Source organism: Shouchella tritolerans (assembly GCF_025770735.1).
GTDB lineage: Bacteria > Bacillota > Bacilli > Bacillales > Bacillaceae_D > Shouchella > Shouchella tritolerans.
This window is the reverse complement of record NZ_JAODPB010000002.1, coordinates 206,082-230,605: the sequence shown is the minus strand read 5'-3', so window position 1 is coordinate 230,605 and position 24,524 is coordinate 206,082. Positions and strand designations below refer to the sequence as shown.

Annotated in this window: 24 protein-coding genes; 6 read left to right on the top strand and 18 right to left on the bottom strand. The window is 46.3% G+C overall.

The window, feature by feature from the left end; translation table 11 throughout:
• Positions 1-7 precede the first annotated feature (7 nt).
• Together ruvA and N6H06_RS07420 are read right to left on the bottom strand one after the other, a co-directional pair.
• Positions 8-607: a Holliday junction branch migration protein RuvA gene (gene ruvA / locus N6H06_RS07425; protein WP_062747534.1), complete on the bottom strand. Its 600-nt coding sequence runs from the start codon at positions 605-607 to the stop codon at positions 8-10.
• 130 nt (positions 608-737) lie between these two features.
• Positions 738-1,256 (bottom strand): BofC C-terminal domain-containing protein, encoded by a 519-nt coding sequence (locus tag N6H06_RS07420; RefSeq protein WP_212953242.1) that lies wholly within the window; start codon positions 1,254-1,256, stop codon positions 738-740.
• A 154-nt stretch (positions 1,257-1,410) separates the two neighbouring features.
• On the opposite strand from N6H06_RS07420, the gene N6H06_RS07415 reads away from it, so the two are divergent.
• A complete protein-coding gene (locus tag N6H06_RS07415; protein WP_249413822.1) occupies positions 1,411-1,785 on the top strand; it encodes a cupredoxin domain-containing protein in 375 nt (124 codons plus the stop codon).
• A 211-nt stretch (positions 1,786-1,996) separates the two neighbouring features.
• Here N6H06_RS07415 and N6H06_RS07410 read toward each other — a convergent pair whose 3' ends face one another.
• The 5 genes from N6H06_RS07410 to nadB form a co-directional block, all read right to left on the bottom strand.
• Positions 1,997-2,833: a YhcN/YlaJ family sporulation lipoprotein gene (locus N6H06_RS07410; RefSeq protein WP_062747538.1), complete on the bottom strand. Its 837-nt coding sequence runs from the start codon at positions 2,831-2,833 to the stop codon at positions 1,997-1,999.
• A gap of 78 nt (positions 2,834-2,911) precedes the next feature.
• Positions 2,912-4,447, bottom strand: a complete 1,536-nt coding sequence (safA, locus tag N6H06_RS07405; RefSeq protein WP_263705987.1) for a SafA/ExsA family spore coat assembly protein — start codon at positions 4,445-4,447, stop codon at positions 2,912-2,914.
• A 288-nt stretch (positions 4,448-4,735) separates the two neighbouring features.
• Positions 4,736-5,830, bottom strand: coding sequence for a quinolinate synthase NadA (gene nadA, locus N6H06_RS07400; RefSeq protein ID WP_212953239.1), 1,095 nt, complete (start codon positions 5,828-5,830; stop codon positions 4,736-4,738).
• Complete coding sequence (gene nadC / locus N6H06_RS07395) at positions 5,821-6,669, bottom strand: carboxylating nicotinate-nucleotide diphosphorylase (protein ID WP_212953236.1); 849 nt, start codon at positions 6,667-6,669, stop codon at positions 5,821-5,823. Before nadC ends, nadA begins: the two co-directional genes overlap by 10 nt.
• Complete coding sequence (nadB, locus tag N6H06_RS07390) at positions 6,650-8,182, bottom strand: L-aspartate oxidase (protein ID WP_062747546.1); 1,533 nt, start codon at positions 8,180-8,182, stop codon at positions 6,650-6,652. The genes nadC and nadB overlap by 20 nt, the downstream gene beginning before the upstream one ends.
• A gap of 83 nt (positions 8,183-8,265) precedes the next feature.
• Here nadB and N6H06_RS07385 point away from each other — a divergent pair, with 83 nt between their 5' ends.
• Positions 8,266-9,381 carry a cysteine desulfurase family protein gene (locus N6H06_RS07385; RefSeq protein ID WP_263705986.1) on the top strand — a complete coding sequence of 372 codons (1,116 nt, stop codon included), beginning with the start codon at positions 8,266-8,268 and terminating at the stop codon, positions 9,379-9,381.
• 7 nt (positions 9,382-9,388) lie between these two features.
• Positions 9,389-9,925, top strand: a complete 537-nt coding sequence (locus tag N6H06_RS07380; protein WP_062747550.1) for a transcription repressor NadR — start codon at positions 9,389-9,391, stop codon at positions 9,923-9,925.
• 196 nt (positions 9,926-10,121) lie between these two features.
• Here N6H06_RS07380 and pheA read toward each other — a convergent pair whose 3' ends face one another.
• The 4 genes from pheA to N6H06_RS07360 form a co-directional block, all read right to left on the bottom strand.
• A complete protein-coding gene (gene pheA / locus N6H06_RS07375; protein WP_082808294.1) occupies positions 10,122-10,997 on the bottom strand; it encodes a prephenate dehydratase in 876 nt (291 codons plus the stop codon).
• 15 nt (positions 10,998-11,012) lie between these two features.
• On the bottom strand, positions 11,013-11,456 hold the full coding sequence (locus tag N6H06_RS07370; protein ID WP_011246387.1) for an ACT domain-containing protein: 444 nt from the start codon (positions 11,454-11,456) through the stop codon (positions 11,013-11,015).
• 186 nt (positions 11,457-11,642) lie between these two features.
• Positions 11,643-12,929 carry a GTPase ObgE gene (gene obgE, locus N6H06_RS07365; RefSeq protein ID WP_062747552.1) on the bottom strand — a complete coding sequence of 429 codons (1,287 nt, stop codon included), beginning with the start codon at positions 12,927-12,929 and terminating at the stop codon, positions 11,643-11,645.
• Between the two features lie 18 nt (positions 12,930-12,947).
• Positions 12,948-13,493 (bottom strand): sporulation initiation phosphotransferase B, encoded by a 546-nt coding sequence (locus N6H06_RS07360; RefSeq protein WP_263705984.1) that lies wholly within the window; start codon positions 13,491-13,493, stop codon positions 12,948-12,950.
• 515 nt (positions 13,494-14,008) lie between these two features.
• Here N6H06_RS07360 and N6H06_RS07355 point away from each other — a divergent pair.
• Positions 14,009-14,158, top strand: coding sequence for a YrzI family small protein (locus N6H06_RS07355; protein WP_082808295.1), 150 nt, complete (start codon positions 14,009-14,011; stop codon positions 14,156-14,158).
• 81 nt (positions 14,159-14,239) lie between these two features.
• Here the strand turns inward: N6H06_RS07355 and hemY are convergent, their stop codons facing one another.
• From hemY to N6H06_RS07335, 4 genes are all read right to left on the bottom strand, one after another.
• A complete protein-coding gene (gene hemY, locus N6H06_RS07350) occupies positions 14,240-15,616 on the bottom strand; it encodes a protoporphyrinogen oxidase (protein WP_263705983.1) in 1,377 nt (458 codons plus the stop codon).
• Positions 15,613-16,551, bottom strand: a complete 939-nt coding sequence (hemH, locus tag N6H06_RS07345) for a ferrochelatase (RefSeq protein WP_263705982.1) — start codon at positions 16,549-16,551, stop codon at positions 15,613-15,615. The genes hemY and hemH overlap by 4 nt, the downstream gene beginning before the upstream one ends.
• Positions 16,552-16,555: 4 nt before the next feature.
• Positions 16,556-17,608 carry a uroporphyrinogen decarboxylase gene (gene hemE, locus N6H06_RS07340; protein ID WP_062747559.1) on the bottom strand — a complete coding sequence of 351 codons (1,053 nt, stop codon included), beginning with the start codon at positions 17,606-17,608 and terminating at the stop codon, positions 16,556-16,558.
• A gap of 241 nt (positions 17,609-17,849) precedes the next feature.
• On the bottom strand, positions 17,850-19,997 hold the full coding sequence (locus N6H06_RS07335; protein ID WP_263705981.1) for a transglycosylase domain-containing protein: 2,148 nt from the start codon (positions 19,995-19,997) through the stop codon (positions 17,850-17,852).
• A 298-nt stretch (positions 19,998-20,295) separates the two neighbouring features.
• Between N6H06_RS07335 and N6H06_RS07330 the strand changes: the two genes are divergently transcribed.
• On the top strand, positions 20,296-21,021 hold the full coding sequence (locus N6H06_RS07330; RefSeq protein ID WP_062747563.1) for a cytochrome c biogenesis CcdA family protein: 726 nt from the start codon (positions 20,296-20,298) through the stop codon (positions 21,019-21,021).
• 161 nt (positions 21,022-21,182) lie between these two features.
• On the opposite strand, the gene N6H06_RS07325 is transcribed toward N6H06_RS07330, so the two are convergent.
• From N6H06_RS07325 to N6H06_RS07315, 3 genes are read right to left on the bottom strand one after another with little or no spacing between them, the layout of a single operon-like run.
• Entirely contained in the window at positions 21,183-21,893 is a 711-nt protein-coding gene (locus N6H06_RS07325) for an EcsC family protein (RefSeq protein WP_062747565.1), read from the bottom strand.
• A gap of 25 nt (positions 21,894-21,918) precedes the next feature.
• Positions 21,919-23,145, bottom strand: coding sequence for an ABC transporter permease (locus N6H06_RS07320; RefSeq protein WP_062747567.1), 1,227 nt, complete (start codon positions 23,143-23,145; stop codon positions 21,919-21,921).
• On the bottom strand, positions 23,138-23,875 hold the full coding sequence (locus N6H06_RS07315) for an ABC transporter ATP-binding protein (protein WP_062747569.1): 738 nt from the start codon (positions 23,873-23,875) through the stop codon (positions 23,138-23,140). Before N6H06_RS07315 ends, N6H06_RS07320 begins: the two co-directional genes overlap by 8 nt.
• A gap of 171 nt (positions 23,876-24,046) precedes the next feature.
• Between N6H06_RS07315 and N6H06_RS07310 the strand changes: the two genes are divergently transcribed.
• Positions 24,047-24,472, top strand: coding sequence for an HIT family protein (locus N6H06_RS07310; protein WP_062747571.1), 426 nt, complete (start codon positions 24,047-24,049; stop codon positions 24,470-24,472).
• Positions 24,473-24,524 lie beyond the last annotated feature (52 nt).

Sequence of the window (24,524 nt, the reverse complement as noted above, 5' to 3'; positions counted from 1 at the left end):
CCCTTACTTAAGGACGTTTTAACATAAGCGCAAGAGCACGCCTAATATATTCATCTGTTTCCAGCGTTTCCGCTTTTAACTGTTTTTCCACTTTTTTCAGCTCTTTTTCGACATAGCCCAAAGCACGCAACGCTTCTAATGCATCCTCAAGCTGTGGATTTCTATGCTGCTTGTCAGCAACAGCCGCAGGTTCCAACATTGGCGCCATATCATCAAGCTTCCCTTTTAAATCAAGAATGATTTGTCTTGCTGTTTTTTTGCCGACTCCAGGGAAACGGACAAGCAGTGCCTCATCTTCTTGTTCAATTGCATGAATAACATCTTCCGGTTCTCCCGAAGCAAGAATAGCGAGCGCTCCTTTTGGGCCAATGCCAGAGACATTCAAAAGTTTTTCAAACAACAAGCGTTCTGTCCTTGTTGTAAACCCAAAAAGGCGTTGGCTGTCTTCGCGAACATGGTGGTGTGTGGGAATTACTACCTCCCGATTTAAGTCGCTTATAAAGCGGTAAGGGTTTGCACAGTAAATTTGGAAACCAACCCCGTTGGCCTCGACCACGAGATAGGCAGGTTCAACTGCTACCAAATTCCCTTTAATATAATCAATCACAAGCATTCTCCTCTGCATGGCCAAAAAGCGAACATTTATTTCTATTTTAGCATAGCAGATAGCTTTCCGTCATTAAGTTGCTACTAGGCAGGCAAGTGGCTAAAACGATAGCCAATGCTGCATTTGCCCGTTACTGCCATTGTGCTAACAGTTTTTGCAAATGATCAAGACTTTCAATCCGGATGCCTTGTTCAAGCGCCGCAACATCCGCATCGCTTAACTTCGATGCTTTCATTTCGCTATAACGTGTGACAATCTGTCCAGCTTCTAGTTGCCCCGTGTAAAGCACGATCCCCTTATCGGCATCTATGCCTAAATAACCACTCTTTTTTATTTCTGGTGAAAGGTCAAGAATGGTTTTCCGAAAGTGGACAAAGTTGTTGCTTTGGTTCACAAGCTGCCATTCTTCGTATTCCGCCCAAAAATCGTCAATCGCCCAAATGGTCTCATCAATACGTTCTGTTCGTATATTTCCATCAGCGAATACAGTTTCAAGTAACACTTCCGTTGTGTTAGGCGGATTTGCTACTTGTGGAGAATCATAGGATTCGTCTTCGCTAAGAATCAAAAACGTTCCCAGTAGCAAAGCAAATGAGGCAGCTCCAAGAGAAAACGGAAGCCAATGTTTGTGGACAACTTGTTTTAGCATGATGAACATCCCTTTCCAATCTTACTACTGGCTTTATCCTCGGCATTTAGCATGTAAACTATACGAAAATGACACAGGATTTTCATAAAAATTGCCAATAAAAGCGAGTGGTTATTGATAAAATGAACAGAGAAGTCATAAGGAGGGAAAGATAGTGAGAAAATTAGCTAAAGTGGTTATGGCCTGTTTGCTTTTTTTTATTTTGGCAGCATGCGGGGGGCAAGAAGATAGCGGACAAGAAGATAGCAGCATTGCGGAATCAAGTGAAACCGTTGTCATTAAAGCAATGAACTGGCAATTTGATAAAGAAGAATATGCGGCTGGCGCTGGCGACGTGACGGTGGAACTTAAAAATGAAGAGGGCAACCACGGCATTGTCATTGTCGGTGCAGATAACGGCTCAGATCTTGTCATTAGCGGTTCGGGCTCAAAAACCGTCACACTTGAACCAGGGGAGTATGAAATCCAGTGCAACATTCCATGCGGCCCTGGCCATGAAGAAATGGTCTCTACTCTGGTTGTCTCCTAATTGCTATGTAGCTCCCCATTATTGGGGAGTTTTCAGACTGTAGACAAACGCTCGCATACGTCGTCGTTTGTCTCGGTCATATGCTCATGAACGCCTGTTCTATTCGCATCTTCCCTCACCTGCACTCCTCGTCTGACAAGCGTTTTCTATCAGTCTGAGGGCGGTTATCGACTTTGTCGACAACCTCGCTCCCCATTACTGGGGAGTTTTTTTACTTATTTTGAAACGGACGTCTTGCTGCATTGCCCAAATCACGCATCATGTCTGTAAACGTGTCTTGGACATCGTCAAAAGCGGCGCCTGAACGTAGCCTGTCGTCCATTCGTTGCATATTTGAAAAAATGTCGTTGTCTGCACTAACAACTACATTTTTGCCTTCGCCGGCCAATTTGCGGACACGGTTTTCGACACGCTGTTTCACATCGTCTGCGTTTTCGTCTTGCTCATAGCCTACAACAACGTCGTCGCGATTGACAATAACGCGTGCCTCTCGAACACCGTCGATTTTTTCAACTTCTTCGCGGATTTGTTCCACCCGGTCGCCGTCATAATTACGGTGGTAACGAACTTCCTCTGTTTCCATTCCCTGCCGCATGTTTCCGTCTTGGTTCGTAGAACGCTGGACGTTCATACCGCGGTTTCCGTCTTGGTTCATCGTAGTGCGTTGGAAATTCATGCCGCGGTTACCGTAGTCTGCTCTTCGATTTAGAAAACCATTTTCATCAACCATTCCTGGACGGTTGTTCCCAGTTATACCACGAACATAGCCATTACGTCCTTGATTATACTGGTTTGTCCGGTTCATGCGTTGGTTTTTATTTGAAAAGCGATTGTCGTCAAAGAATGTTTTATCATTCGTGTTGTACGCGTTCGGCCCATAATACGGGTAGTTGCGGTTGTTGAAGTTGTTGTCCCCATTCATATTGGCTTCTTGATTGCGGTACGTGTTTGGCTGCATTCCGGCGCGGTCGTTATCTTGTGTTCCGCAGCCTGCAAGCCCTGTAAGAAGCACGCTCGCGCAAATAAACGATAAAGCTGTTTTTTTCAATGGAAATTCCCCCTTTCGGTCTTAGTATGTACCAAAAAGGGGGAACTACGCTGTTAGATTATGGCTGGCAAAAAGACGTTAGTCTTGTTGGTCTTCTTCTTCGTATGCGTTTACTTGTTCCTCTGGCTCGTATTCCTGCTCTTGCGAATACGGGCTTTGTGGGTGCGCCCATTGATGGGGCTGGGTTAAAAAGGATGGAGCTTGGTTCGTGTAATAGGGCTGCTGGTGTGTTTGGTCATCTGGCTGGCCTGTAGGCGTCTGCCTATAGAAGCCTGCCTGTTGATTTAACGTTTCTGGACTAACAAAAGGCATGTGCGGTGGCAAATAGCCGTTTGCTACTGGCATGTGCGGCAAACCGGCTGGCTGCCACCCTTGGTAGCTCTGAATTGGCGGAGTATCACCTACTTCTCCTTGATAAGGAGAGTAGCGGTTGTACTGTCCCCAATTGATGTCCATTTGCTGAAAATGTGGTTGCGGCCCGTTGTTTTGCCCCCAGTTCATTTCTACTTGGTGGGCATACGCTTGTTCTTGGCCTTTGTTTTGCTGCTGTGGCCAAGGCGTAAAGTCTTGTTGCCCTTGGAAAGCCTTATTTTGATTTTCTTGGATTGGATAACTTTGTTGATTCCATCCCCCGCCTTGCTGAATAAACGGGGCGTTGCTTCCCCACGGAGACTGCTGACCATAAGAGCCGTTTTTTGAGCTTGCCTCATATGCCTGTGGCTGTACCCCATTCCATTCCCCCGTCTTATTGTCCTTCTTATCCTGGTGTTTGCCCGCGGTTTCTTGATGCTTAGGCCCATGCAACTGAGCTTGGAGCTGTGCATTTTCTCCATACGCTTGTGGTTGGTTTGCTTGTGGCTGATATGTCTGTGGCTGGTACGGCTGCGGTTGGTTTGCTTGTGGCTGGTACAACTGTGGCTGATATAACTGCGGTTGGTTTGCTTGTGGCTGGTATGACTGTGACTGGTATAACTGCGGTTGGTTTGCTTGTGGCTGGTATGACTGTGACTGGTACGACTGCGGTTGATTTGCTTGTGGCTGGTATGACTGTGACTGGTACGACTGCGGTTGATTTGCTTGTGGCTGGTATGACTGTGACTGGTACGACTGCGGTTGGCTCATTTGCTGGCTGTAAAGCTGTTGGTTTGGTACGTAAGACTGCTGGTACATATTTGCTTGTGGCGCAAAAAAACCAGCTTGCCCTTGGTAAGCATTTTCTTGGCAAGGTGTGCAAGGCGGTTTTGGTGGAAGCGGCGGATATTCTGGCGTTTTTGCTACACCTTGTTGCATCTGGGCATAATATGGTGGCGCCGGTGGGACATTCGCCGCTTGTGTTTTCTCTGACTCCTTCAGCTCCGGCTTTTTAGGCGGTTTAGTTGATTGTTCTTTCGTTTTTTGCGGCTTCTTATCTGCTTCTTTTGCTTTTGGCGTCGTCTTTTTCTGTTCTTTCCGGACAGCAACTGAGCCAGCAGGCACTTTCACTTTCATGCCTGGCATCAACATTTCAGGGTTTGTTAAATTCGGGTTTGCTTCTTTTAATTGTTCGTAATCGACTTCATACTTCTGCGCTAATTTCCATAAAGTATCTCCCTTTTGGACAATATGGATTCTCACAGGCTGTTCCCTCCTTACTAGGCATTCATCCTATAGACTATGCAAGAGCATAAAATCGGTTCACATGCAACGTTCCCCAATACTTATGTATAGACTGCTCGGCCTAGACCAAAAAAATCAATCAAACCATTTGAAAACCCTAGTCAGACGAGGGGTGAAGCCGCCAGGAGATACGAATAGGAATTCATGAGCAGTTGTTTTCTTACTTTGACGTCTGCGAGCGTTTACAACCCAAAAGAGCGGATCAGTGTCCGCTCTTTTGGGTTGTCGCTCCGGTCGACAAAACCACTAGACTGTCGCCAGCATCCGCGCTAACGCCGTTCTTGCTTCATCAGCGACGTCTTCAGGGACCGTAATGTCAAATTGACGTTTGCCTTCCCGCAGCAAATCCAGTGACCAAGCAAGGTGATCCAAATCAATGCGGTTCATTGTTAAGCAAAGGCACATAGTTGAGTGAAGAGAAAACACTTGCTTATCCGGATGCTGTTTCGCTAAACGATTGACCAAGTTCATTTCCGTCCCAATTGCCCAGGATGTTCCCGGCTCCGCTTGTTTTAATGTTTCAATAATGTAGTGTGTGCTCCCAGCTTTATCTGCAGCTTGTACAACTTCGTGGGTGCACTCTGGATGAACAATAACTTGTGTATGCGGGGAACGGGCGCGCACTTTTTTAATTTGCTCCACTGTAAATTTTTCATGAACAGAGCAGTGCCCTTTCCATAAAATGACGGTGATTTCTTCTATGTTCGCACCAGGGATGAGCTCGAGTTCATGTGTATGAGGATTCCAGACCGCCATTTTTTCTAAAGGAATGCCAAGTGCAAAAGCTGTGTTTCTCCCCAGGTGTTGGTCAGGCAAAAACAATAACCTTGGCTTTTGAGCAAACGCCCACTTCACCATGTTTTTAGCGTTTGATGACGTTACGCAAGCACCGCCATGGCGACCGCAAAACGCTTTAATTTCAGCGGTGCTGTTGACATACGTCAGCGGCAATATCGTGTCTCCGAATCGTTCCGTCAGCGCTTCCCAAGCGCGCTCCGTTTGGGCGATCGAAGCCATATCGGCCATCGAACAGCCAGCAGCAAGATCAGGCAGGATCACATGCTGCTCTCGACTCGTTAGCATGTCTGCTGTCTCCGCCATAAAATGAACACCGCAAAAAACGATATTGGCGGATGACGTTTGCCCGCACAGTTGCGCAAGTTGCAATGAATCGCCAGTGAAGTCAGCAAATTGGATGACGTCTTCTCGCTGGTAATGGTGGCCTGGGATGAGTAGGTCATTGCCAAAAAATGCTTTCGCTTCGCGAATGCGCGCTTCTTTTTCAGCACTTGACATTTCCCGATAGTGATGAGGCAATCTCGCTGGTTGCATTACTTCCATTGTCCTTCCCCCTTTTGTATAAGCATGCTCAAATCGAGTGCGACAACTGAATGTGTCAAAAATCCGAGCGACAGAAAATCAACGCCAGTATTGGCAAATTGCCGCAAATTGGCCATCGTTATCCCTCCTGAGGCCTCCGTCTTTATTCCAGTTGGGACATAGGCCAAGTAGGTTCTAATCGCCTCTGGAGTGGCGTTATCAAACATGATGACGTCCGCCTGCGCTGCGACTGCTTCTTTGACCTCGTCTAAAGTCGTCGTCTCTACTTCAATTTTTGCCATCGGCCCAGCATAAGCGCGGGCTTTTTCGATTGCAGCAGCAATCGACGTGCAAGCGGCAATATGGTTTTCTTTTAACATGACGGCATCGTCAAGACCAAAACGGTGGTTGGCTCCCCCTCCTATCCTGACTGCATATTTGTCAAACATTCTAAGCCCTGGCGCTGTTTTTCGGGTATCGCAAACACGAATGCTTGGATCGCCTAATTCTTCCACTGCTTTTGCTGTCAGTGTGGCAATGCCGCACATTCGCTGCAGTAAATTGAGCAATACCCGTTCGCCCGATAATAGTGATTTGACAGGCCCTGTAAACCGAGCCAATTGCTGCCCTCGTTTCACTTGCTCTCCATCACCAATAAACAGTTCGACTTCGATATCAGAATCGAGCAAAGCGTATAGCTGGTTGACTACTTGTGTTCCTGCAAAAATGCCTTCTCCTTTGGCAATCATAACAGCCTCTGCTCTTTCGATCGTGAACAGCGCTTCAGCTGTACGGTCTCCATAACCAATGTCTTCTGCCAAAAATCCTCTTAACTGCTGATCAAGCTTGAGCGGGTTCATATTCTCTCTCCTCTGTTTTCACAAATGCTTTATCCTGTACAGAAAAACAAATCGAGCGCTTCCGCCATTGTTCGTCTGCTGCCGGATAATCGCTGCGCCTATGGGTGCCTCTTGTTTCCGTACGCAACAAAGCTGCTTTTACAACAAGTGTTGCGAGCTCATACAAAGTACCCGTTTCTAAATCGTCAACATGCACAACCGTTTTCTTTGGCATCTGTTGAAACGAAGCAAGCCAATCAGCCGCTGTTTGCAATCCATAGGCGTCACGTTCAATACCTGCATAGGCACTCATCATTTTTTGCAATTCGCTACGTTCAGGAATCCCATGCACCAATGCCTTATTCGGCTGCGGCTTAACCGCTCCCGCTTTTGTTTGTTGATCGGCTAACAAAGCCGCTGCCACTCCTTGCCCGTAAACAAGTGCCTCGACGAGCGAATTGCTAGCTAAACGATTTGCGCCATGAACACCAGTACAAGCAGCTTCGCCAATTGCGTACAACCCGTTTACCGAAGTGCGGCCAAATTGGTCTGTCTCAATGCCGCCGCATAAAAAATGGGCGCCTGGTTCAATCGGGATTAAGTCTTTGCGAACATCATAGCCATTTCGCTGCAGACGTCGAAAAATCGCAGGAAACCGACTTGGAAAATCATGCAAATGTCTAGCATCTAAAAAAACACGCTCGCCAGATTGCAACGCTTTATGTAATGTGGCCGCTACAACGTCCCGCCCTTCAAGTTCCCCTTTTGCCCATTTTCCCATTAGCCGATCGCCTGCCCGATTGACCAAGTAAGCACCTTCGCCACGGACTGCTTCGCTAATGAGGCCTGGTTCTTTCCCTTTTAAAATCGTCGGATGGAATTGGATGAACTCAAGATCTTTAAGGATAGCGCCAGCACGATAAGCTAACATTAACCCGTCTCCCGTTGCTCTCTGCTCATTCGAACTATTTTCATACAATTGTCCAGAGCCGCCAGTTGCTAGGATCACGCTATCGCCGTAAAAAGCGTGATTAACAGTACGAACGCCTTGGATTGTTTGATTTTTCACAATCAGCTCCAGCACATATTGGTTTTCGTACACATGCACGTTGTCACTAAGTGTCCGCCATAACGTTTCGACAACAGCCAAGCCTGTTTGATCTTGATAAGCATGCAAAATGCGCCGCTTGCTATGCGCCCCTTCATGGCCTAGGACATATTGGCCAGCTGCTTTTTCAAACGGGACCCCTAAAGCATCGAGCTCTTTAATCATTGCTGGAGCCTGCCGAGCGAGCTCAAACGCACGGTTAAACGCATTAAAACCGCTGCCTGCGACAAACGTATCTCTCGCATGGAGTGTTGGATGATCGGTTTCGCCTACTGCGGCCGCAATCCCCCCTTGAGCCATACATGAATTGCTGTCCAACCTGCCCGCCTTCATTAGGAGCGATACCTCTGCTTTATCCGCCAATTTATGGGCAGCCATTAGCCCAGCTATACCGGCGCCAATAATGATGACTGATTTCTTTTTCATAGACTCACTCACTTTACAGTTGCCTTGTCACCTATATTTACATAAACTAATAGAAAACACAACCTTTAAGAATGGAGATTGCCATGTATTATTTAGACTACAGCGCTACTACGCCGCTTTCGCCCCTTTGCTTAGACGTATACCAAAAGACGGCGCAAGTGGCTTTTGCCAATTCAAATAGCCTCCACACCTTTGGGCTTGAAGCAAGAGGGATCCTTGAACAGGCGCGTGCTAAGTTTGCATCATTGCTTCGCCTTACAGAAGAAGAACTGTATTTTACTGGATCAGGTTCTGAAAGCAATTTTTTGGCGATTGTCTCGTTAGCGTTCGCTTACCGTGATAAAGGTCGGCACCTTGTCTCCACCAAGACGGAGCACCCTTCTGTCCTTGAAGCACTGCACTACTTAGAAAAACACGGGTATGAAATCACATATGTGCCTGTAACGAAAGAAGGAAACGTAACAGTCGAAGCGCTTCGTGCTTGCTTACGCCCTGACACCGTGCTTGCCTCGATTGCTGTCGCTTCCAGTGAAATTGGCACAGTCCAAGATGTAGCTGTCCTTAGCAACGTACTACGCTCCCGTGGTATACTGTTTCATAGTGACTGTGTACAAGCGTTAGGAAAAATCGAAATTGATTTTTCATTGCTTGATGCAGCAAGTTTTTCGGCTCATAAATTGTATGCTCCAAAAGGGACAGGTGCTGTATATTTGTCGAGACGCCTCCATTGGCGAGGTTTTTACGAACAAGCGCGTCATGAATCAGGGTTTCGTCCAGGCACAGTGGACACGCCAGCAGTTGCTGCCTTTGCCTCTGCAGTCGAACACGCTCTTTCAATTCGGGAAAAAAGGATGACTGAGCTAGCGGATCTACGGAATACAATCATTCGCCAGCTGACTGCAACAGGGCATTTTCAATTAGTCGGATCGAAAGAAGAGCGCCTGCCTTTTCATATTGGCATGCTCGTCGAGGGATGGAGCGGACAGCAATTCATGCTTGAATGCGACCGGGCTGGCTTTGCGATTGCCACTGGTTCCGCTTGCCATGCTGGCCAAACAAGTCCGCCTCTCTCCCTTTTGGCGCTTGGTTTGACAAACGAGCAAGCTGACCGCTATGTGAGGGTTACGTTAGGAGAACCGACTACGGAAGAAGAAGTTATTATGTTTATTAGACAATGTACCAAGATTGTATGTAGGTGAGATAAAGATGAAAAAAGAGAAAAAGTTAATGTCAAATGAGCGGCGGGCCGCGATTGTTGAGTGGCTTAAAAAGGAAAACGCCCCGCTAAAAGGCAGTGATCTCGCTAAGCGGGCAGGCGTCAGCAGGCAAGTCGTTGTACAAGACATGTCGCTTTTAAAAGCGAAAGGGGAACCGATTTTTGCTACTGCACAAGGGTACATGTACTTGGCCCCTGCTACCCAGCAAAAAGTCCAGCGTTTGATTGCTGTACAGCATCGCCCGGAAGATACACGGGAAGAACTTTACACATTTGTGGACCATGGCCTTACTGTCATCAACGTTTCGATTGAACATGCGATTTATGGTGAATTAACGGGAGCGATGCATGTTTCTAACCGCCAAGAAGTCGACGCTTTTTGCGCGAACCTTGCTGACACGAAAGCAAGCCTTCTGTCTGAGCTGACAGAAGGCGTCCACCTTCATTTAGTGGAAGGGCAAAACGAAGCACAAGTGGAAAAGGCGATCGCCGCACTCCGAGAAAAGGCGTTTTTGCTAGAAGAGTAGCGCTTAGCTACTCTTGAGGTTGTCGACAAAGTCGATAACCTCGCTCAGACTGATAGAAAGCGCTTGTCAGACGAGGAGTGAAGACGAGGGAAGATGCGAATAGAACAGGGGTTCATGAGCATATGACCGAGGCAAAATGACGAAGTATGCGAGCGTTTGTCTACAGTCTGAGAAGAGTAGCGCCTAGCTACTCTTCTTAATTAATGGAGGCTGTCGCCTTTGAACTGTATGTCGCATAGCTGCCAAGGACTTCGACTTTGCAGCCAAGCGCAGTAAGTTCAGCGATGGCTCCTGGCACTAGAACGTCATCCATTAACTGGTCGATGTCAATCAGAAAAAAGTAATTTCCGAGGCCCGTTTTCGTTGGACGTGATTCGATTTTGGACAAATTCAGTTTTCGCCAAGCAAAAGCCGACAACACTTGATGGAGGGCTCCGGCAAAATCAGACGGCAGCGTCACCATCAATGTCGTTTTATCTCCTGTATGCTCTGGGCCTACTATGAAAGGAGCTTGTTCCTTTTTGGCCGTTAGCACGACAAAACGCGTCCGATTATGTTCGAAATCGTGGATGTCCTCTTGAGCGACAACTAATCCATAAGTCGAAGCCGCTTGCGCGTTGGCGATGACACAAGCATCGGCTTGGGGGTTTTCAGCGAGCCAAGCGGCAGCCGAACCGGTTGAATCGGCGTACTCGATTTCAATTTCAGGATAGTGCTTTTGCAAAAATTGATGGCACTGGGCAATTGCTTGTGGATGGGAAACCACTTTCTTAGGAACGAACGTTTCCCGGTCTTTTTTTGGCGAAAACAGCAAATGTTGCGCGATTTCCATAGATATGCTTGCTACGATTGGCATCGGTTTATGGTGGATTAAATAATCGAGCGTAATATTCACAGTGCCTTCGATTGCATTTTCAATTGGTACAACTGCATAGTCAATCCCTTTTGCAAATGCGAGATCCAGCACTTTTGGGATGGTTTTCAGTGGAACTAATTCTTCTTTCGGAAACAGGCTGTATGCTGCCATTTCCGTAAACGTGCCTTTCGGGCCTAAAAAACCGACTTTTTTCACAAAAACGCTTCCTTTCTATGATCCTGAACCAACTAGTTCCACCCGTTCAACAGACTCAAGCGCTTCCATCCGTTCAAACAGTTCGTTGATGTCTATTTCAATTGGAGCCGTGTCGACAGATAGCGTTATATTTGCTCTGCCTTGCAGGGGAATCGTTTGGTTAATCGTCAAAATATTGGCTCCGGTATCAGCAACAATGTTTAACAATTGCGATAAGGTGCCAGATCGATCTGCAAGGTTGATGGAGAACGTCATGATTCGTTCTTTTGCAATGGCATGGAACGGAAAAATACCATCTTTGTATTTGTAAAATGCGCTCCTGCTTAAACCGACACGATGGACAGCTTCATTGATTTTGCGGACCTTTCCCGCAGAAAGAAGCGCTTTGGCTTCAAGCGTACGCTGCATCGCATCTGTAAGCATGTCTTCCCTGACCAGATAAAACTGCTTTTTCGACATTGGCACGCCCTCTCCTTCGGGCAGTTTTTTGGGACTGTGTAAACACCCGTGCTACATCTGATTATAAAAGATCTGTGTCTTTCGTTTCAACAAATCATTTAGAGATAGGCAGCAGAAGCAACTGTACAAAGCTTTCCCCCTTTTTAAAAAAGGCCAGCACAGCATAGGCTGCCTGGCCCGACTAGCTCATTCGACAAACTCAAATTCAAATTTCATAATCCGGACTAGGTCGCCGTCTTTTGCGCCTCGCTTCCGCAATGCTTCGTCGACGCCCATTTTCCTCATCCTCCGGGCAAAGCGGCGTACAGATTCTTCCCTAGCAAAATCAGTCATTTTAAAGGCACGCTCAAGTTCCGCTCCCGACAATTCAAACACACCATCGTCTCCACGGGTAATTGTAAACGGCTCAACTGGCATTTCATGCTTATAAAGAACCCTTCCCTCTACGTGCTCTTCGCTGTCATGCAATGGAAACTCTGGCGCATGCTCTAATTCATCAGCAATCGCAAGAACCAATTCACGGACACCGTCTTTCGTGATCGCCGAAACTGGAAAAACTTTTGCTTCTTCGCCAAGTGCCTCTTTAAATCGCTTAAGATTTTCACCTGCTTCTGGCATGTCCATCTTGTTGGCGACTACTAATTGGGGGCGTTCCGTCAACCGGTAATTGTACTGGGAAAGCTCTTCATTAATTTTGTGATAGTCTTCCACAGGATCGCGCCCTTCCATTGCCGACATATCGACAATGTGGACAATGACGCGCGTCCGCTCAATGTGCCGCAAAAACTGGTGACCGAGCCCGACGCCTTCATGGGCGCCTTCGATTAAACCAGGCAAATCTGCCATAACAAAACTGCGTCCGTCCTGGGCATCCACTACCCCAAGGTTCGGTGTAATCGTTGTAAAGTGGTATTCAGCAATTTTTGGTTTAGCGGCCGACACAATCGATAGGAGCGTCGATTTTCCGACGCTCGGAAAACCAACCAAGCCAACGTCGGCAAGCACTTTTAATTCAAGGAGCAAATTCCGTTCTTCCCCTGGCTCGCCATTTTCCGCATGGTCTGGAGCTGGGTTGGCAGGTGTCGCAAAGCGGACATTTCCGCGACCGCCTCGACCGCCTTTAGCAACAACAGCTCGTTGGCCATGGGCAGTCAAATCAGCAAGCAGTGCACCTGTCTCCTCATCGGTTACCATCGTACCAGGAGGAACTTTCACAACTAGGTCTTCGGCATTTTTGCCGTGCATGTTTTTAGACATGCCGTGCTCGCCCCGTTTTCCTTTAAAATGTTTGTTGTAGCGAAAATCCATTAATGTCCGCAAGCCTTCATCTACTTCAAGGATAACACTCGCGCCGCGGCCTCCATCTCCTCCGGCTGGTCCGCCGTCAGGCACGTATTTTTCTCTTCGATAAGCAACCATGCCGTTCCCGCCGTCTCCACCTTTGGCGTATACTTTCACTTTATCGACAAACATCTTCGTTCACTCCATTTCCTAATTGGAAGCTGTTGCATCCAGTAAAAACGTTACTGTATAACCTGCTTGTTCTTCCCTAGTTACGTCGACGACGACTGAAGGAGGCATCTCGCTAAAGCAGTTGGAGATACCGTCATTTCTGTATATATGCCCTTGATAGTCAAGTTCGATTAAACAGTTTTGGTCAAAAAACGTGTACGTAACAAAAACGGAACTAGGTCCCTCCAGTTGCGGCCATTCAGACAGCAGCGAAAAAAAGCGGGCAAAACATGTAGAAAAAGTATCATCATACTTTGCTAAGTTCAGAAGAGGACCATCCACTTCGTACGCAATCTCATAAGCTGATTGGTGCCATTTTTGCTCAAGCAAAACAAGCGCTGTTTTTGGCATCCCAATGTTGCACAGGCGGCTCTCATTTGTCGTTTGTTCAACCGCCTCCTCAAGAACAGCCTCAGCCCGCTCCTGATTGCCGATCGCCAAGTTTCCTTTTATTAACTGGAGCACATTCAGCCAGTCATGGCGAATAGATCCCAATATGCGAATCAATTCGTCGTTGCTCCTCATTTCCATACGTCCCCTTCTCTACTCACAATTTCCTGCATATCTTTTCAATTGTACCACACTGTTATGGCGATTTCATAACAGAATCGGGATGTGTTTTTTTAGTGCCTGTACCTAATTTATTTGCTTTTCTGAAAAAAGCCTTTACAGTTTTGTGAACAACGAATATAATAAAAAAGGTGTTCAATCAAACGCAAAGGAGATGAACAAAATGACAACAATCATGCCATTAACTATTCAACTGCATCATTCTTTTTGTTCACCCACTATGTGCGTTTTTGCATTGGCTTCAACAGTTTGAGCTTATGAACAATCGCAGGGTGATAGCCCTGTTTTTTGACTGCAGGGGACATCTGCGGTTTTTTTGTGGGCAAAAGCTGGAAAAAAATGAGAGGGGGATAAAAATGTATGGTTTGTTACAACAACTGGAAAGAAATGCAAAGCAATTGATTTTAAATAAGCAGGTGCCAGGTTCTACCTAATGACCGCACCTTCAGAGGAAGGAGGCGATTTAGCAGATGACTTTTTCATTTATTTTTTTTACGATAAGCATTAAAAAGCGCAAACGCCCCGAGTATTCGCGCGCCGAACTAGAAGCTTTTATCCGTGCCGAAAAAATGGAGCAGGAATATGAAGAGCTAAAAACGCGCTATTTGCATCACCTTTAATCAATGAGAAAATCAGACTGATAGAAAACCTTGTCAATGCGAGCGTTTGTCTACAGTTTGAAACGACGTAGGGCTTTTGCCCTACGTCGTTTCGTTAATTAATTCCTTCGCGCATGCCTGTCCTTGGTCAATACAATCAGGTACACCTACTCCGCCAAAATAAGCACCCGTCACGTACAAGCCTGGATGCTTGGCACAGGCTTTTTTAAAGCGTTCAATCCGCTGAAGATGGCCGACTTTATATTGGGGCATCGCCTTCTTCCAGCGGGTGACACGATAAAAGGTAGGCCGGGTTCGAATTGCCATAATGTTCTCCAAATCGGCTAAAACGGTATTTACAATCGTATGATCATTTTCCTCTACGATTGCCTCTTCGCCTGGCCGACCAACATAAGCGCGCAACAACGTTTCTCGAGAAGGGCTTGTATGGGGCCATTTTAAATCAGTCCATGTGCAAGCAGTAATGCTTTCATCGCCTCCCCTGGCGACAACAAATCCTGTCCCCTCATGCTCATTGTCGACAGCGCCCTCAGGAAAGACCATGGCGACAGTGGCGCACGACGTCGCCTCGATGCTTTCAACATCGCTAAACGGGTTAATCTCTACGAACAATTTTGCCGCTTGTTGTGGCGGGATCGTGACAATCACAGCATCATAACGTCTTTGGGCGCCGTTGACAAACACGGTAAAAGCCCCGTCGTCCCGCACATCAATCCGTTCTACCGCTGCATTTAAATGAACAGACCCAGAGCGAAGCTGCTCGGCAGCAGCCTCCAGCACCGACGCCAAACCGGATTTGACCGTTAAAAACATCCCTTGCTTTTTCGCTTGCTTACTTGTGGATTTCGTCGCGGCTACCCCTTTTAATAGGCTGCCGTATTCTGCTTCATATTTAAGGAAATGAGGGAATGTCGCTTTCATGCTTAGTTCATAAATGTTGCCGCCGTAGATGCCGCCGAGCAAAGGTTCAATGAGCGAATCGACCATTTCTTTTCCTAAGCGGTATTCAAAAAAAGCACCTGCTGAGACGTCTTCTCCTGGTTTTGCGAATCGCGGCTTATCATATTCTTTTAATAAGTTGCGTTTCCCTTCATCCGAAATTAGTTTCGTTTCTAAAAACGCATCTATGTCTGTCGGAATGCCTAACACCGTGTTTTTCGGAGTCGGAAAAAGCGTACCCTTTTTTAAAATATAGGATTGCCCCACTTCATTGCGAACGAGGGAATCGCCAAGGCCCACACGCTGAATGAAATGAGTCATGCTCGCTTTCCGCTCCAAATAAGAGTCAGCGCCTCCCTCTATCACAAAACCATGGTCTTTGTACGTAATAATTTTGCCGCCAACTTGATTTGAAGCTTCATATACATCGTATTGTAAGTCGCTATGATCATGGAGCCAGAGTGCAGCTGACAGCCCTGTCGCTCCAGCGCCAATAATCGCAACACGCTTTTGCTTCATTTGGCAACCACAGCCGCCAGACGTTTTGTCACTACATTAGCAAGCGCCTTTAAAAAACGAGTGTCTGCATTTGGCATCGGCGGGCGCAAATAGTGAACGCCAAGTTCGTCTGTGACCAATTTGCATTCATAATCATTGTCGTAAAGCACTTCCAAGTGCTCTGCCACAAAACCGACTGGACAGTACATAAAGGTTTTGTAGCCTTTTTTTGCGTATAGTTCCCGTGTGAGGTCTTGGACATCCGGCCCAAGCCATGGCTCAGGGGTGTTCCCTTCGCTTTGCCACCCAATTTCATAATTCGGTACGTTGGCCATGTCAGCAAGCAAGTCCGCCGTTTCCCGCAATTGCTCTGGATAAGGGTCATTTGCTTGAATAATTTTCTCCGGTAAACTATGAGCTGAAAAAATGACACAAAGGTCATCGACAGAATCGGCCTTCTTCATTTCATTTTCAATTTGCTTTTTCCAAAACTGCAAGAACCCCGGCTCTTTATACCAGCTTTCGATCGTATAAATCGTTGGCCCGCCAATTCGGTCGGCTTCTTCCTGAGCGCGCTTATTATAAGACTGCACGCTAAACGTAGAAAAATGGGGAGCAAGGACAATCGAAACAGCCGTTTTTATTCCATCGCTCTTCATTTTTTGAACAGCATCTTCAATAAATGGATCAATGTGTTTAAGGCCTAGATAAGGGACAAAAACGATGTCTTCGTGCTGCTCATTTAAAACAGCAGCAAGCCCGTTTGCCTGCTCATCAGTAATGCGCGCCAAAGGGCTTGTGCCCCCAATCGCTTCATAGCGTTCCTGCAAATCAACGAGTGCCTCTTCTGAAGGCGGGCGTCCGTGGCGAATATGTGTGTAGTACGGTTCAATTTCTTCTTTCTTGCGCGGCGTTCCATAAGCCATCACAAGCAATCCTATTTTTTTCTTCTCCATTGTCCTATCCTTTCTGTTGTTTTTTTTCTGATGAGTAATCGTGAACAAACGCGGTGAGTCGTCTCAATGTTTCAGGTTTTACTTCAGGAAAGACGCCTTGTCCAAGATTAAAAATAAACCGATTTGACTTCATGCCTTCATCAAGAATGGCTTTTGCTTCCGCCTCAATCACAGGCCATGGCGCAAGCAAAAGAGAAGGGTCCATATTGCCTTGCAATGTGTTGTTAATGCCAAGGCGTCTCGCTTCCGGAACGGTCGTACGCCAATCAATGCCTATCACATCAACAGGCATGTCTTTCCATTCGGACAATAAATGAGGTGTTCCGACTCCATGTAAAATGAGCGGTACGTCCTCTGTCTGAACTTCATCCAGAATCCGTACCATCACCGGTTTGATCAATCGTTTATAGTCAGCAACGCTAACGGCGCCAATCCAGGAATCAAACAACTGAATCGCTTGGGCACCAGCTTGTATCTGGGCTTTTATGTAGTCGATTGTCATCTTCGCAAGCTTGTCCATTAGACGCTGCCACGCTTCCGGTTCTGCATGCATAAATGCTTTCGTTTTATGGTAATTCCGAGAGGGCCCGCCTTCAATCATATAGCTAGCAAGCGTAAACGGCGCACCGGCAAAGCTAATCAACGGCACGTCAAGCTGTGTGCGTAATAGCTTAATCGTATCAAGCACATGTTTCACATCACGTTCAGGATCGATTTCCCCTAGCCTCTCAACATCGCTGAGGCCGCTGATTGGATTGTCAATCACCGGTCCAATTCCAGCCTTTATGTCCACTTCAACGCCGATAAAAGGAAGCGGTGTCATTATGTCCTTGTACAAAATGGCCGCATCATTGTTGTATTGGTCAACTGGTAGCTTCGTCACATACGCACAAAGCTCCGGATCATGGGTAATATCGAATAACGAATGCGTTTCTTTAATTTTCCGGTACTCAGGTTGCGACCTTCCCGCCTGCCTCATATACCACACAGGCACATGGCCATGTTTTTCCCCTTTGCACGCTTTCAAGAACGTGTCATTGAATGTTTTGGTGTTCATCTTTTCCACCTTTCATTGCATCTGGCGTGACAAATCGTTTTCCATTTTACGCGAAACCTATTTAAAATTCGATTAATCTGCCTATACTCAATCTCTTCCTCTACTACTATAATAACCTCACTGCTTTTTGTATACACCTCTAGGACGATTGTCACGAAATTGAGCTATTCTAAACCATCCCCTCGTTATATTTAGAGTTGCCAAATCCATAAAAATAAATAAAGCCGCTACAGTAGCGGCTTTAGAATGAAAATGAAAACGAAGGTTCGAGCGCTTCAGAAGCAGCCCCTTCAGTATCCGTCTCTAGGTCATAGGTGACCACTTGGTATTTCGGCAAAGAGAATGGATTCATTTTCCCAATCGTAAAATGAGGTTCTGTTAATTTTGAAGCGACTTGTTTCTTCGCATCTCCGTCGACTTCATACACATTAAAAGCAATTCGCTCATCTTCAACCGCGTCCCATTCTAACTGCACACTTATTAAACCTTTGCCGCCAATCGTGTATTGGGCGGTGAATTCTTCAATTTTTTCCATTGCTAGCGGTGAAGCCAAATCGGTTGTGCCTTCAGGCTGTTCAAAAGCCGTGTCCTGCATTGAAGCAGGAAGGGAGTTGACTATTTCTTTGAACAGCCGTGTCGGATAGCCACTCCCTCCGGCAAAGTACTGACTTTCGTTTGTTTGGTCATACCCCATCCAAACGGCCCCCACTACTTTTGGCGTATAGCCGACAAACCACACATCGCTGTTTGCGCCAGCAACTGCCTCGTACCCTTGCGTCCCCGTTTTGCCAGCAATAGCAGATGTAGAGGCAGGCCCACTTGCGCCAGTGCCAGCAGCCATGACATTTTCTAGCATTCTTGTCATCGACCATGCTGTTTGGGCACTAATGACTTCTGTTTCAACAGGCTTAGCCCCGCCGATACGTTTGTCATTGCTGTCATAGATGTCTTTAATTGTATGAGGTTCAATAATTTGACCTTCATGGGCAAATGCTCGGTAAGCGCGTACCATCTCATAAGGAGTTACACCCTCTCGCAAGCCTCCAAGTGCTAGGGAGAGCTGCCTATCAGGTAAGAGAAAGCCAAACTTTTTTAGGATCGACACAGAATCCTGAATGCCAATTTCGTTTAAAAGCCATACAGCTGGAGCGTTGGCGGATGTGGTCAGTGCCTCATACATCGTCATTTCGCCACTATATTCGCCATTTACATTTTTTGGCGTATAGCCATCATCATACTGAAGCAATTCATCGCGCAACAGCGAGTAAGGCTGGTACATGCCACTTTCCAACGCTGGAGCAAACACCGCTAAAGGCTTAAATGTTGAAGCAGGCGCCCGCTTTACATTCACGCGGTTTAAGCCACGCCGCACATAATCACGGCCTCCTTGGACAGCGAGAATGCCGCCTGTTTCTGAGTCCATAAACATCATAGCGCTTTGGGCGTCTTTGTTTTCTTCTGGGAAGAAACGATCGTTTTGCAGTGCCTCATATGTTTTCTTTTGCAACTCCATGTTAATTGGGACAACAATTCGGTACCCGCCAGTTAGCAGCTCTTCATGGCTAATATTGAATCGCTCACTCGCTTCATCCATGACCATGTCAATGTACGTATATAACGACTCATCCACCGTTTGTTCTTGTCTGTTGGTTTCTAGCGGTTGGCTCTGTGCTTCTTCAGCTTCCTCAGTACTTAAATAACCTTGCTGCGCCATCACCTTAAGTACTAAATCACGCCGTTCTTTGTTGTGCTCCGGTTCATCAATTGGCGAAAATGCGCTTGGTGCATTCACGACAGCTACAAGGGAAGCTCCTTCATAAATCGTTAATTCTGAAGCTGGTTTGTTAAAATACAAATGAGCAGCTGCTTCAATCCCGTAAGCGCCGTGGCCAAAATAAACTTGATTTAAGTACTTTTCCAATATCTCGCTTTTGCTGTAACGCCGCTCTAAATTCATCGCAATGAGTACTTCATTTGTTTTCCGCAGCCACGCTTTTTCGTTAGATAGAAACAAATTTTTAGCAAGTTGCTGTGTAAGGGTGCTGCCCCCTTCTACTTTGGCACCTGCTAAAATATCACGGTAAAGGGCACGGCCAATCGCTTTAAAATCAATGCCCTGGTGTTCATAAAAACGGGAATCTTCCATTGCTACAAACGCTTGTTGCACAAGTTCAGGGACTTGTTCAATCGGAATGACTTCACGATTTTCCATATATAAGTTCGTGATGACGTTGCCTTCCGTATCAACGATCACACTCGAATTGTTCATCATTAGCTTCTCTTCATCTATTTGGTACGTACCCGCCAATATGGCAACGGCAAAGATTAAAAAGGAAAGCACCATCATTGCTGCTACTACACCAGCCGCTAGTGCGAGTTTTTTTACCATCCGATGACCCCCTTTAGGCCACTGGCACTTGCTTGACCTTTGGCGCAAGCACATAAACGTTGCTTGCCAATGCTTCAATTATCATACCGGAAAATGCAAAAGTGCGCACAGTCATTCGTGTTTTTACAACTTATTTCGCAATTATCCACGCAAACTTCATAACTTCCGCCTAAAACGCTTGTTTTCAATGAGCTAGTTCGTGATTTTTTGACAAAACCCTTCGCGCTTCTTTCTAAGCATGTTACACTTAAGCTAGCATACTATATGGATAGACGAGTTTAAGGCAAGAAGGAGTGTCATGTTCAAAATGGAAGTCACCGTAAGCGTTGCATTTCTAGCAGGACTCGTTTCTTTTTTTTCACCCTGCATATTCCCGCTGTTGCCTGCCTATTTATCTCAATTGACTGGATCAGCGGTTTCAGCCGGCGCGGTTTCTGCCCCTCGCCGTGTCATCCTATCGCGAAGCCTTGGCTTTATCGCCGGGTTTACTGTTGTCTTTATGTTGTTTGGCCTAACGAGCACGGCAATCGGCCAATTGTTTATGGGCAACCGTTTTTTGCTTGAGCGAATCGGTGGCATTATTATTATTTTATTCGGATTGCAAATGGCCGGTCTTTTGTCAATCCGTGCTTTGTTCACAGACAAACGCTTGCATGCAGAACCAAAATCGGCGGCGAGCTTTTCAAAATCGCTGTTGCTAGGCTTCCTATTTGCAGCAGGATGGACGCCTTGCGTTGGTTTGGTTCTGTCAGCGATTTTGGCACTTGCCTCAACGACAGGCAAGCTCTGGGACGGCACATTCCTGTTGTTTGTTTATTCAGCAGGGCTTGGCATTCCTTTTTTGTTGATTGCCCTTCTTTGGTCCCGCTCCTTACATAAAATGAAGCGACTGAACAGGTACTTGCCAACGATTCAGAAAGTAAGCGGGTACATGATGATTGTCCTCGGCCTTCTGCTGTTTACTGGCCAATTTTCCGCCCTTGCTGCTATTATGTCCCGTTATACGCCGTCATGGCTCGGATAACATAATAGCATATAAGCGAGGCAAGTGAGACGAAGGCGACAAAATCACTCAGACTGATAGAAAACGCTTGTCAGCCGAGACGAACACCGAAGGATGCGAGCGTTTGACTACAGTCTGAAGGGAGCGCAACGTTGCGCTCCCTTTGTCGTTTCACCGTATGGTTATTGCGTTTTCAAGCGATTTAGCCAGCGCATCCGGTAGACGTTCATTGCTGTTTCTTCCAGCTTCTCGAGCAATGTATGGTTCACTGCTCCACCAACAAAAGCGCCGAAGCCAGGAATAAGCTGAAACATTTTGGGCACATCAATATAATCTCGATAGCGCAACTGCAATGTTCGCCAATCGGTCTCTAGGAGACGTTGTTCTAAATGGTCGCTAATGGCCTCCAACAATTCTGTTCTATCGTCACCAGACGAATAAGCGAGCTGAAAAATGAGCAAAATCAGTTGGCGTTCCGACTCTTTCTTGGGCGAATATCCGTACGCCGCGGCCGTAGCAAACAGTGCTTTAAATTTGATGGAAAGCAATAAAGGAAAATCACTTAAGCCTAAAAGTACGCCCCCTGCTCCAGTGCCAATTCCTTCAAAAACAGCGGTTCGCCGGTATAGTTGGAAAATGCGACGCACTTCGTCGTCGCACTCTTTCAACGTCACTGGCTTTTCCTCAGGCTCTTTTGTCGCGAAAGTATTCCCTGCAAGCACAGCTTCAATCGTTTTCTGGACACAAATTGTTGCTGTTTGGTGGTAAATGGCCGGAAGCCTGTCGTTGATTTTATTTTGCCATTCCTTTGTTTTAGTTGAAAGACGCGATGGCCGCTTTTTGATCCTACGCTGCCAGCGCCTTAGCTCCTCTTCCACTTCTTTTTCATACATGAAATCACTCCTCATTTCATGTATATTACCGAATGCGCCGGTATTTTCCTCTTTTGCGATGAATGAGCGTCTGGCTGCCATAAAACGCTAATACACCAGTAGCAACAAGTGTAAGCAAGCCGAAGATCGCTGAGGTAGATGCAAAGACAATGAGGGCAAATACAAGCACTAACACGGCTAACAATCGTAATACCAACTGAGACATAGCCGTTTTTTGCTCTCCTGGCCTAATCGGGTACAAATCGACCCACATGCTTGTAGAATGATGGAAAGACAACGTCGAAAGCTGCATCATTGTCATATGGGTAAACAAAAAAGCAACCCCAACTTGCATCCAGCCTGAAGGAAGAATGTAAAGAATAAGGGAACCGACTAGCAATAAACGGACATACGTTCCAAAATAATCATTGGCTCGAATAAACGACCGGGCGTATAAGTACTGGTAAACAGCGCGCTTGTCGCCGCCAAGCAGAGGAATTGCCCATTGCATATAAACCCTTGCTCGTACTTTCTTCCGAAGTTGAGGCACATCCGTAAAGGCATTGGCAATCCGGTAAAAAAACAAAACCATTCCGCTTTCGATTTCAATTAAACGTTCCCATTTTAGTACATGCTTCGTTTTAAGCATCCGGAAATAAAAGACATACAATAACACCATCAACAAAACCAATGCAAGCGTGAGCCAGTAAGGCGCTTGATCAAACAGCAAATACGCAACAGCCGTGTTCAACAATAGCCGCAAAACGATATGTGAAGCTCGCTCCCCTCTGGATGAAAGACGTTGCTCATACCACACCGCTAACATATTCCATGCTTTAACCGCCAACAGCAAGACAAGCGTTACCCAAAAAACAGCTCCGCCTCCTCCTCTTGCTGTAAACATTGGCCCGCTCGCCATAAACAACAGCACTATATAGCCTGATTGCCAAGCAATGGAATAAGCAATGGAGCGGGCAAAATAAGGACGGAGCCGCTCTTCATACGGCAACAAAAAGACAATATCGGCGGGCTTGACAAAGGTGCGGATATGGCCGGCTGTCAGCCTCCAGGCAAATAGTACCGTAAGCAGCTCTGCAACAGGAAAATCTGCCGGCATTGTCTCAATAAATTGTTGGTAATAGACCGTTAAAAACAGAAACAAAAAGAAAACCGAACCGACAAAACCACTGTTTAAAATCAGCTTTAAATAACCTTGCGCTTCCCTCCAGTAGTTGTGGCAGCGGTCTGCCCACAATGATTTGCCATCAATCATGGCGCTCTTCCCTCGTCATCTCAATATAAATGTCATCAAGCGTTGCGTCCGGTTTGCCGATCGCATCGCGCATGTCGGCAAGCGTTCCAGCCAAAACAACTTGCCCTTGGTGTAAAATGACAAAGCGGTCGCAATAGCGTTCTGCTGTAGCAAGAATATGGGTAGACATTAACACGGCAGCGCCCCTGTCTTTCATTTTTGAAATCCAATTTAAAAACGATGTAATCCCTACAGGGTCAAGGCCAACAATGGGCTCATCGACAACATAAAGGGACGGCTCTGTCAAAAATGCGCTCATGATCATCACTTTTTGGCGCATCCCTTTTGAAAAATGGTTCGGATACCATTTTTTCATTTTCGCCATATTAAATTCGTTTAACAGCCTTTCAGCCCTTTCTTCAAAAACGTTGTCGTCAATTCCATAAGCGACACTCGTTAAACGCAAGTGCTCCCACAATGTTAACTCATCATACAGGAGCGGCGTTTCGGGTATGTAGGCAAAAGAGCGTCTATATGTGTCGGCATCATCGGCAAAAGCAAGTCCATTTATTCTCACGTCTCCGCTCATCGGGTCCATTAATCCTAAGACATGTTTGATGGTAGTACTTTTACCCGCACCATTCAATCCGATTAAGCCGACAATTTCTTGCTTGTTTACAGTAAAAGACACATCATGCAAAACCGGTTTTTTCGGCGAATAACCGCCGGTCAAATGTTCAATTGTCAGCACGTCCTAATCACTCCTTGAAGTAAGTGTAGCAAATTTTTTTACATCGCGCACATTCTATGGTCAGCCATACCCCTTTCCACATTGTCGTTCTGTATTCCTTTATTGAAAAGACGTTGCTTCTCCTTTTTATTGCAGGTAAACTGGCTGTATATCAAATGATGAGGTGATAGTATGTCCGGTAATTGCGTATTTTGTAAAATTGTCCAAGGAGATATTCCTGCTGTCAAACTCTACGAAGATGATGAGATTGTTGCCTTTTTTGACATCTCGCAAGTGACAAAAGGACACGCATTAGTTATCCCTAAAGCACACCATGCCGATATTTTTAGCCTGCCTGAAAAAACAGCAGCAACGCTGTTTGCGGCAGTGCCAAAGCTAGCTTCAGCCTTGAAAGCAGAGTTCGCTCCTGCAGGAATGAACATCTTAAATAACAATGGCGAGGCTGCCGGGCAAACCGTCTTTCATTACCATCTCCATCTCCTTCCTCGGTATGGCGAGACGGGTTTATATGGCTCACTATGGAAAGAAGCTACCGTAGGAACGACCGACATGGAATCATTGCAAGCGTCCGCTGAAAAGATAAAGATGAATCTTTAAATGAATGTCAGTGTTTACGATCCTTCGCCTCCCAAAGTTGGTTTCTAGATAT

Excerpts from the sequence above, each read along its gene's own strand:
- N6H06_RS07420 (WP_212953242.1), bottom strand. The coding sequence starts at position 1,256 with ATGCTAAAACAAGTTGTCCACAAACATTGGCTTCCGTTTTCTCTTGGA.
- nadA (WP_212953239.1), bottom strand. The coding sequence starts at position 5,830 with ATGGAAGTAATGCAACCAGCGAGATTGCCTCATCACTATCGGGAAATG.
- nadC (WP_212953236.1), bottom strand. The coding sequence starts at position 6,669 with ATGAACCCGCTCAAGCTTGATCAGCAGTTAAGAGGATTTTTGGCAGAA.
- nadB (WP_062747546.1), bottom strand. The coding sequence starts at position 8,182 with ATGAAAAAGAAATCAGTCATCATTATTGGCGCCGGTATAGCTGGGCTA.
- N6H06_RS07385 (WP_263705986.1), top strand. The coding sequence starts at position 8,266 with ATGTATTATTTAGACTACAGCGCTACTACGCCGCTTTCGCCCCTTTGC.
- N6H06_RS07380 (WP_062747550.1), top strand. The coding sequence starts at position 9,389 with ATGAAAAAAGAGAAAAAGTTAATGTCAAATGAGCGGCGGGCCGCGATT.
- N6H06_RS07370 (WP_011246387.1), bottom strand. The coding sequence starts at position 11,456 with ATGTCGAAAAAGCAGTTTTATCTGGTCAGGGAAGACATGCTTACAGAT.
- obgE (WP_062747552.1), bottom strand. The coding sequence starts at position 12,929 with ATGTTTGTCGATAAAGTGAAAGTATACGCCAAAGGTGGAGACGGCGGG.
- N6H06_RS07360 (WP_263705984.1), bottom strand. The coding sequence starts at position 13,493 with ATGAGGAGCAACGACGAATTGATTCGCATATTGGGATCTATTCGCCAT.
- N6H06_RS07355 (WP_082808295.1), top strand. The coding sequence starts at position 14,009 with ATGACTTTTTCATTTATTTTTTTTACGATAAGCATTAAAAAGCGCAAA.
- hemY (WP_263705983.1), bottom strand. The coding sequence starts at position 15,616 with ATGAAGCAAAAGCGTGTTGCGATTATTGGCGCTGGAGCGACAGGGCTG.
- hemH (WP_263705982.1), bottom strand. The coding sequence starts at position 16,551 with ATGGAGAAGAAAAAAATAGGATTGCTTGTGATGGCTTATGGAACGCCG.
- hemE (WP_062747559.1), bottom strand. The coding sequence starts at position 17,608 with ATGAACACCAAAACATTCAATGACACGTTCTTGAAAGCGTGCAAAGGG.
- N6H06_RS07335 (WP_263705981.1), bottom strand. The coding sequence starts at position 19,997 with ATGGTAAAAAAACTCGCACTAGCGGCTGGTGTAGTAGCAGCAATGATG.
- N6H06_RS07330 (WP_062747563.1), top strand. The coding sequence starts at position 20,296 with ATGTTCAAAATGGAAGTCACCGTAAGCGTTGCATTTCTAGCAGGACTC.
- N6H06_RS07325 (WP_062747565.1), bottom strand. The coding sequence starts at position 21,893 with ATGTATGAAAAAGAAGTGGAAGAGGAGCTAAGGCGCTGGCAGCGTAGG.
- N6H06_RS07320 (WP_062747567.1), bottom strand. The coding sequence starts at position 23,145 with ATGATTGATGGCAAATCATTGTGGGCAGACCGCTGCCACAACTACTGG.
- N6H06_RS07310 (WP_062747571.1), top strand. The coding sequence starts at position 24,047 with ATGTCCGGTAATTGCGTATTTTGTAAAATTGTCCAAGGAGATATTCCT.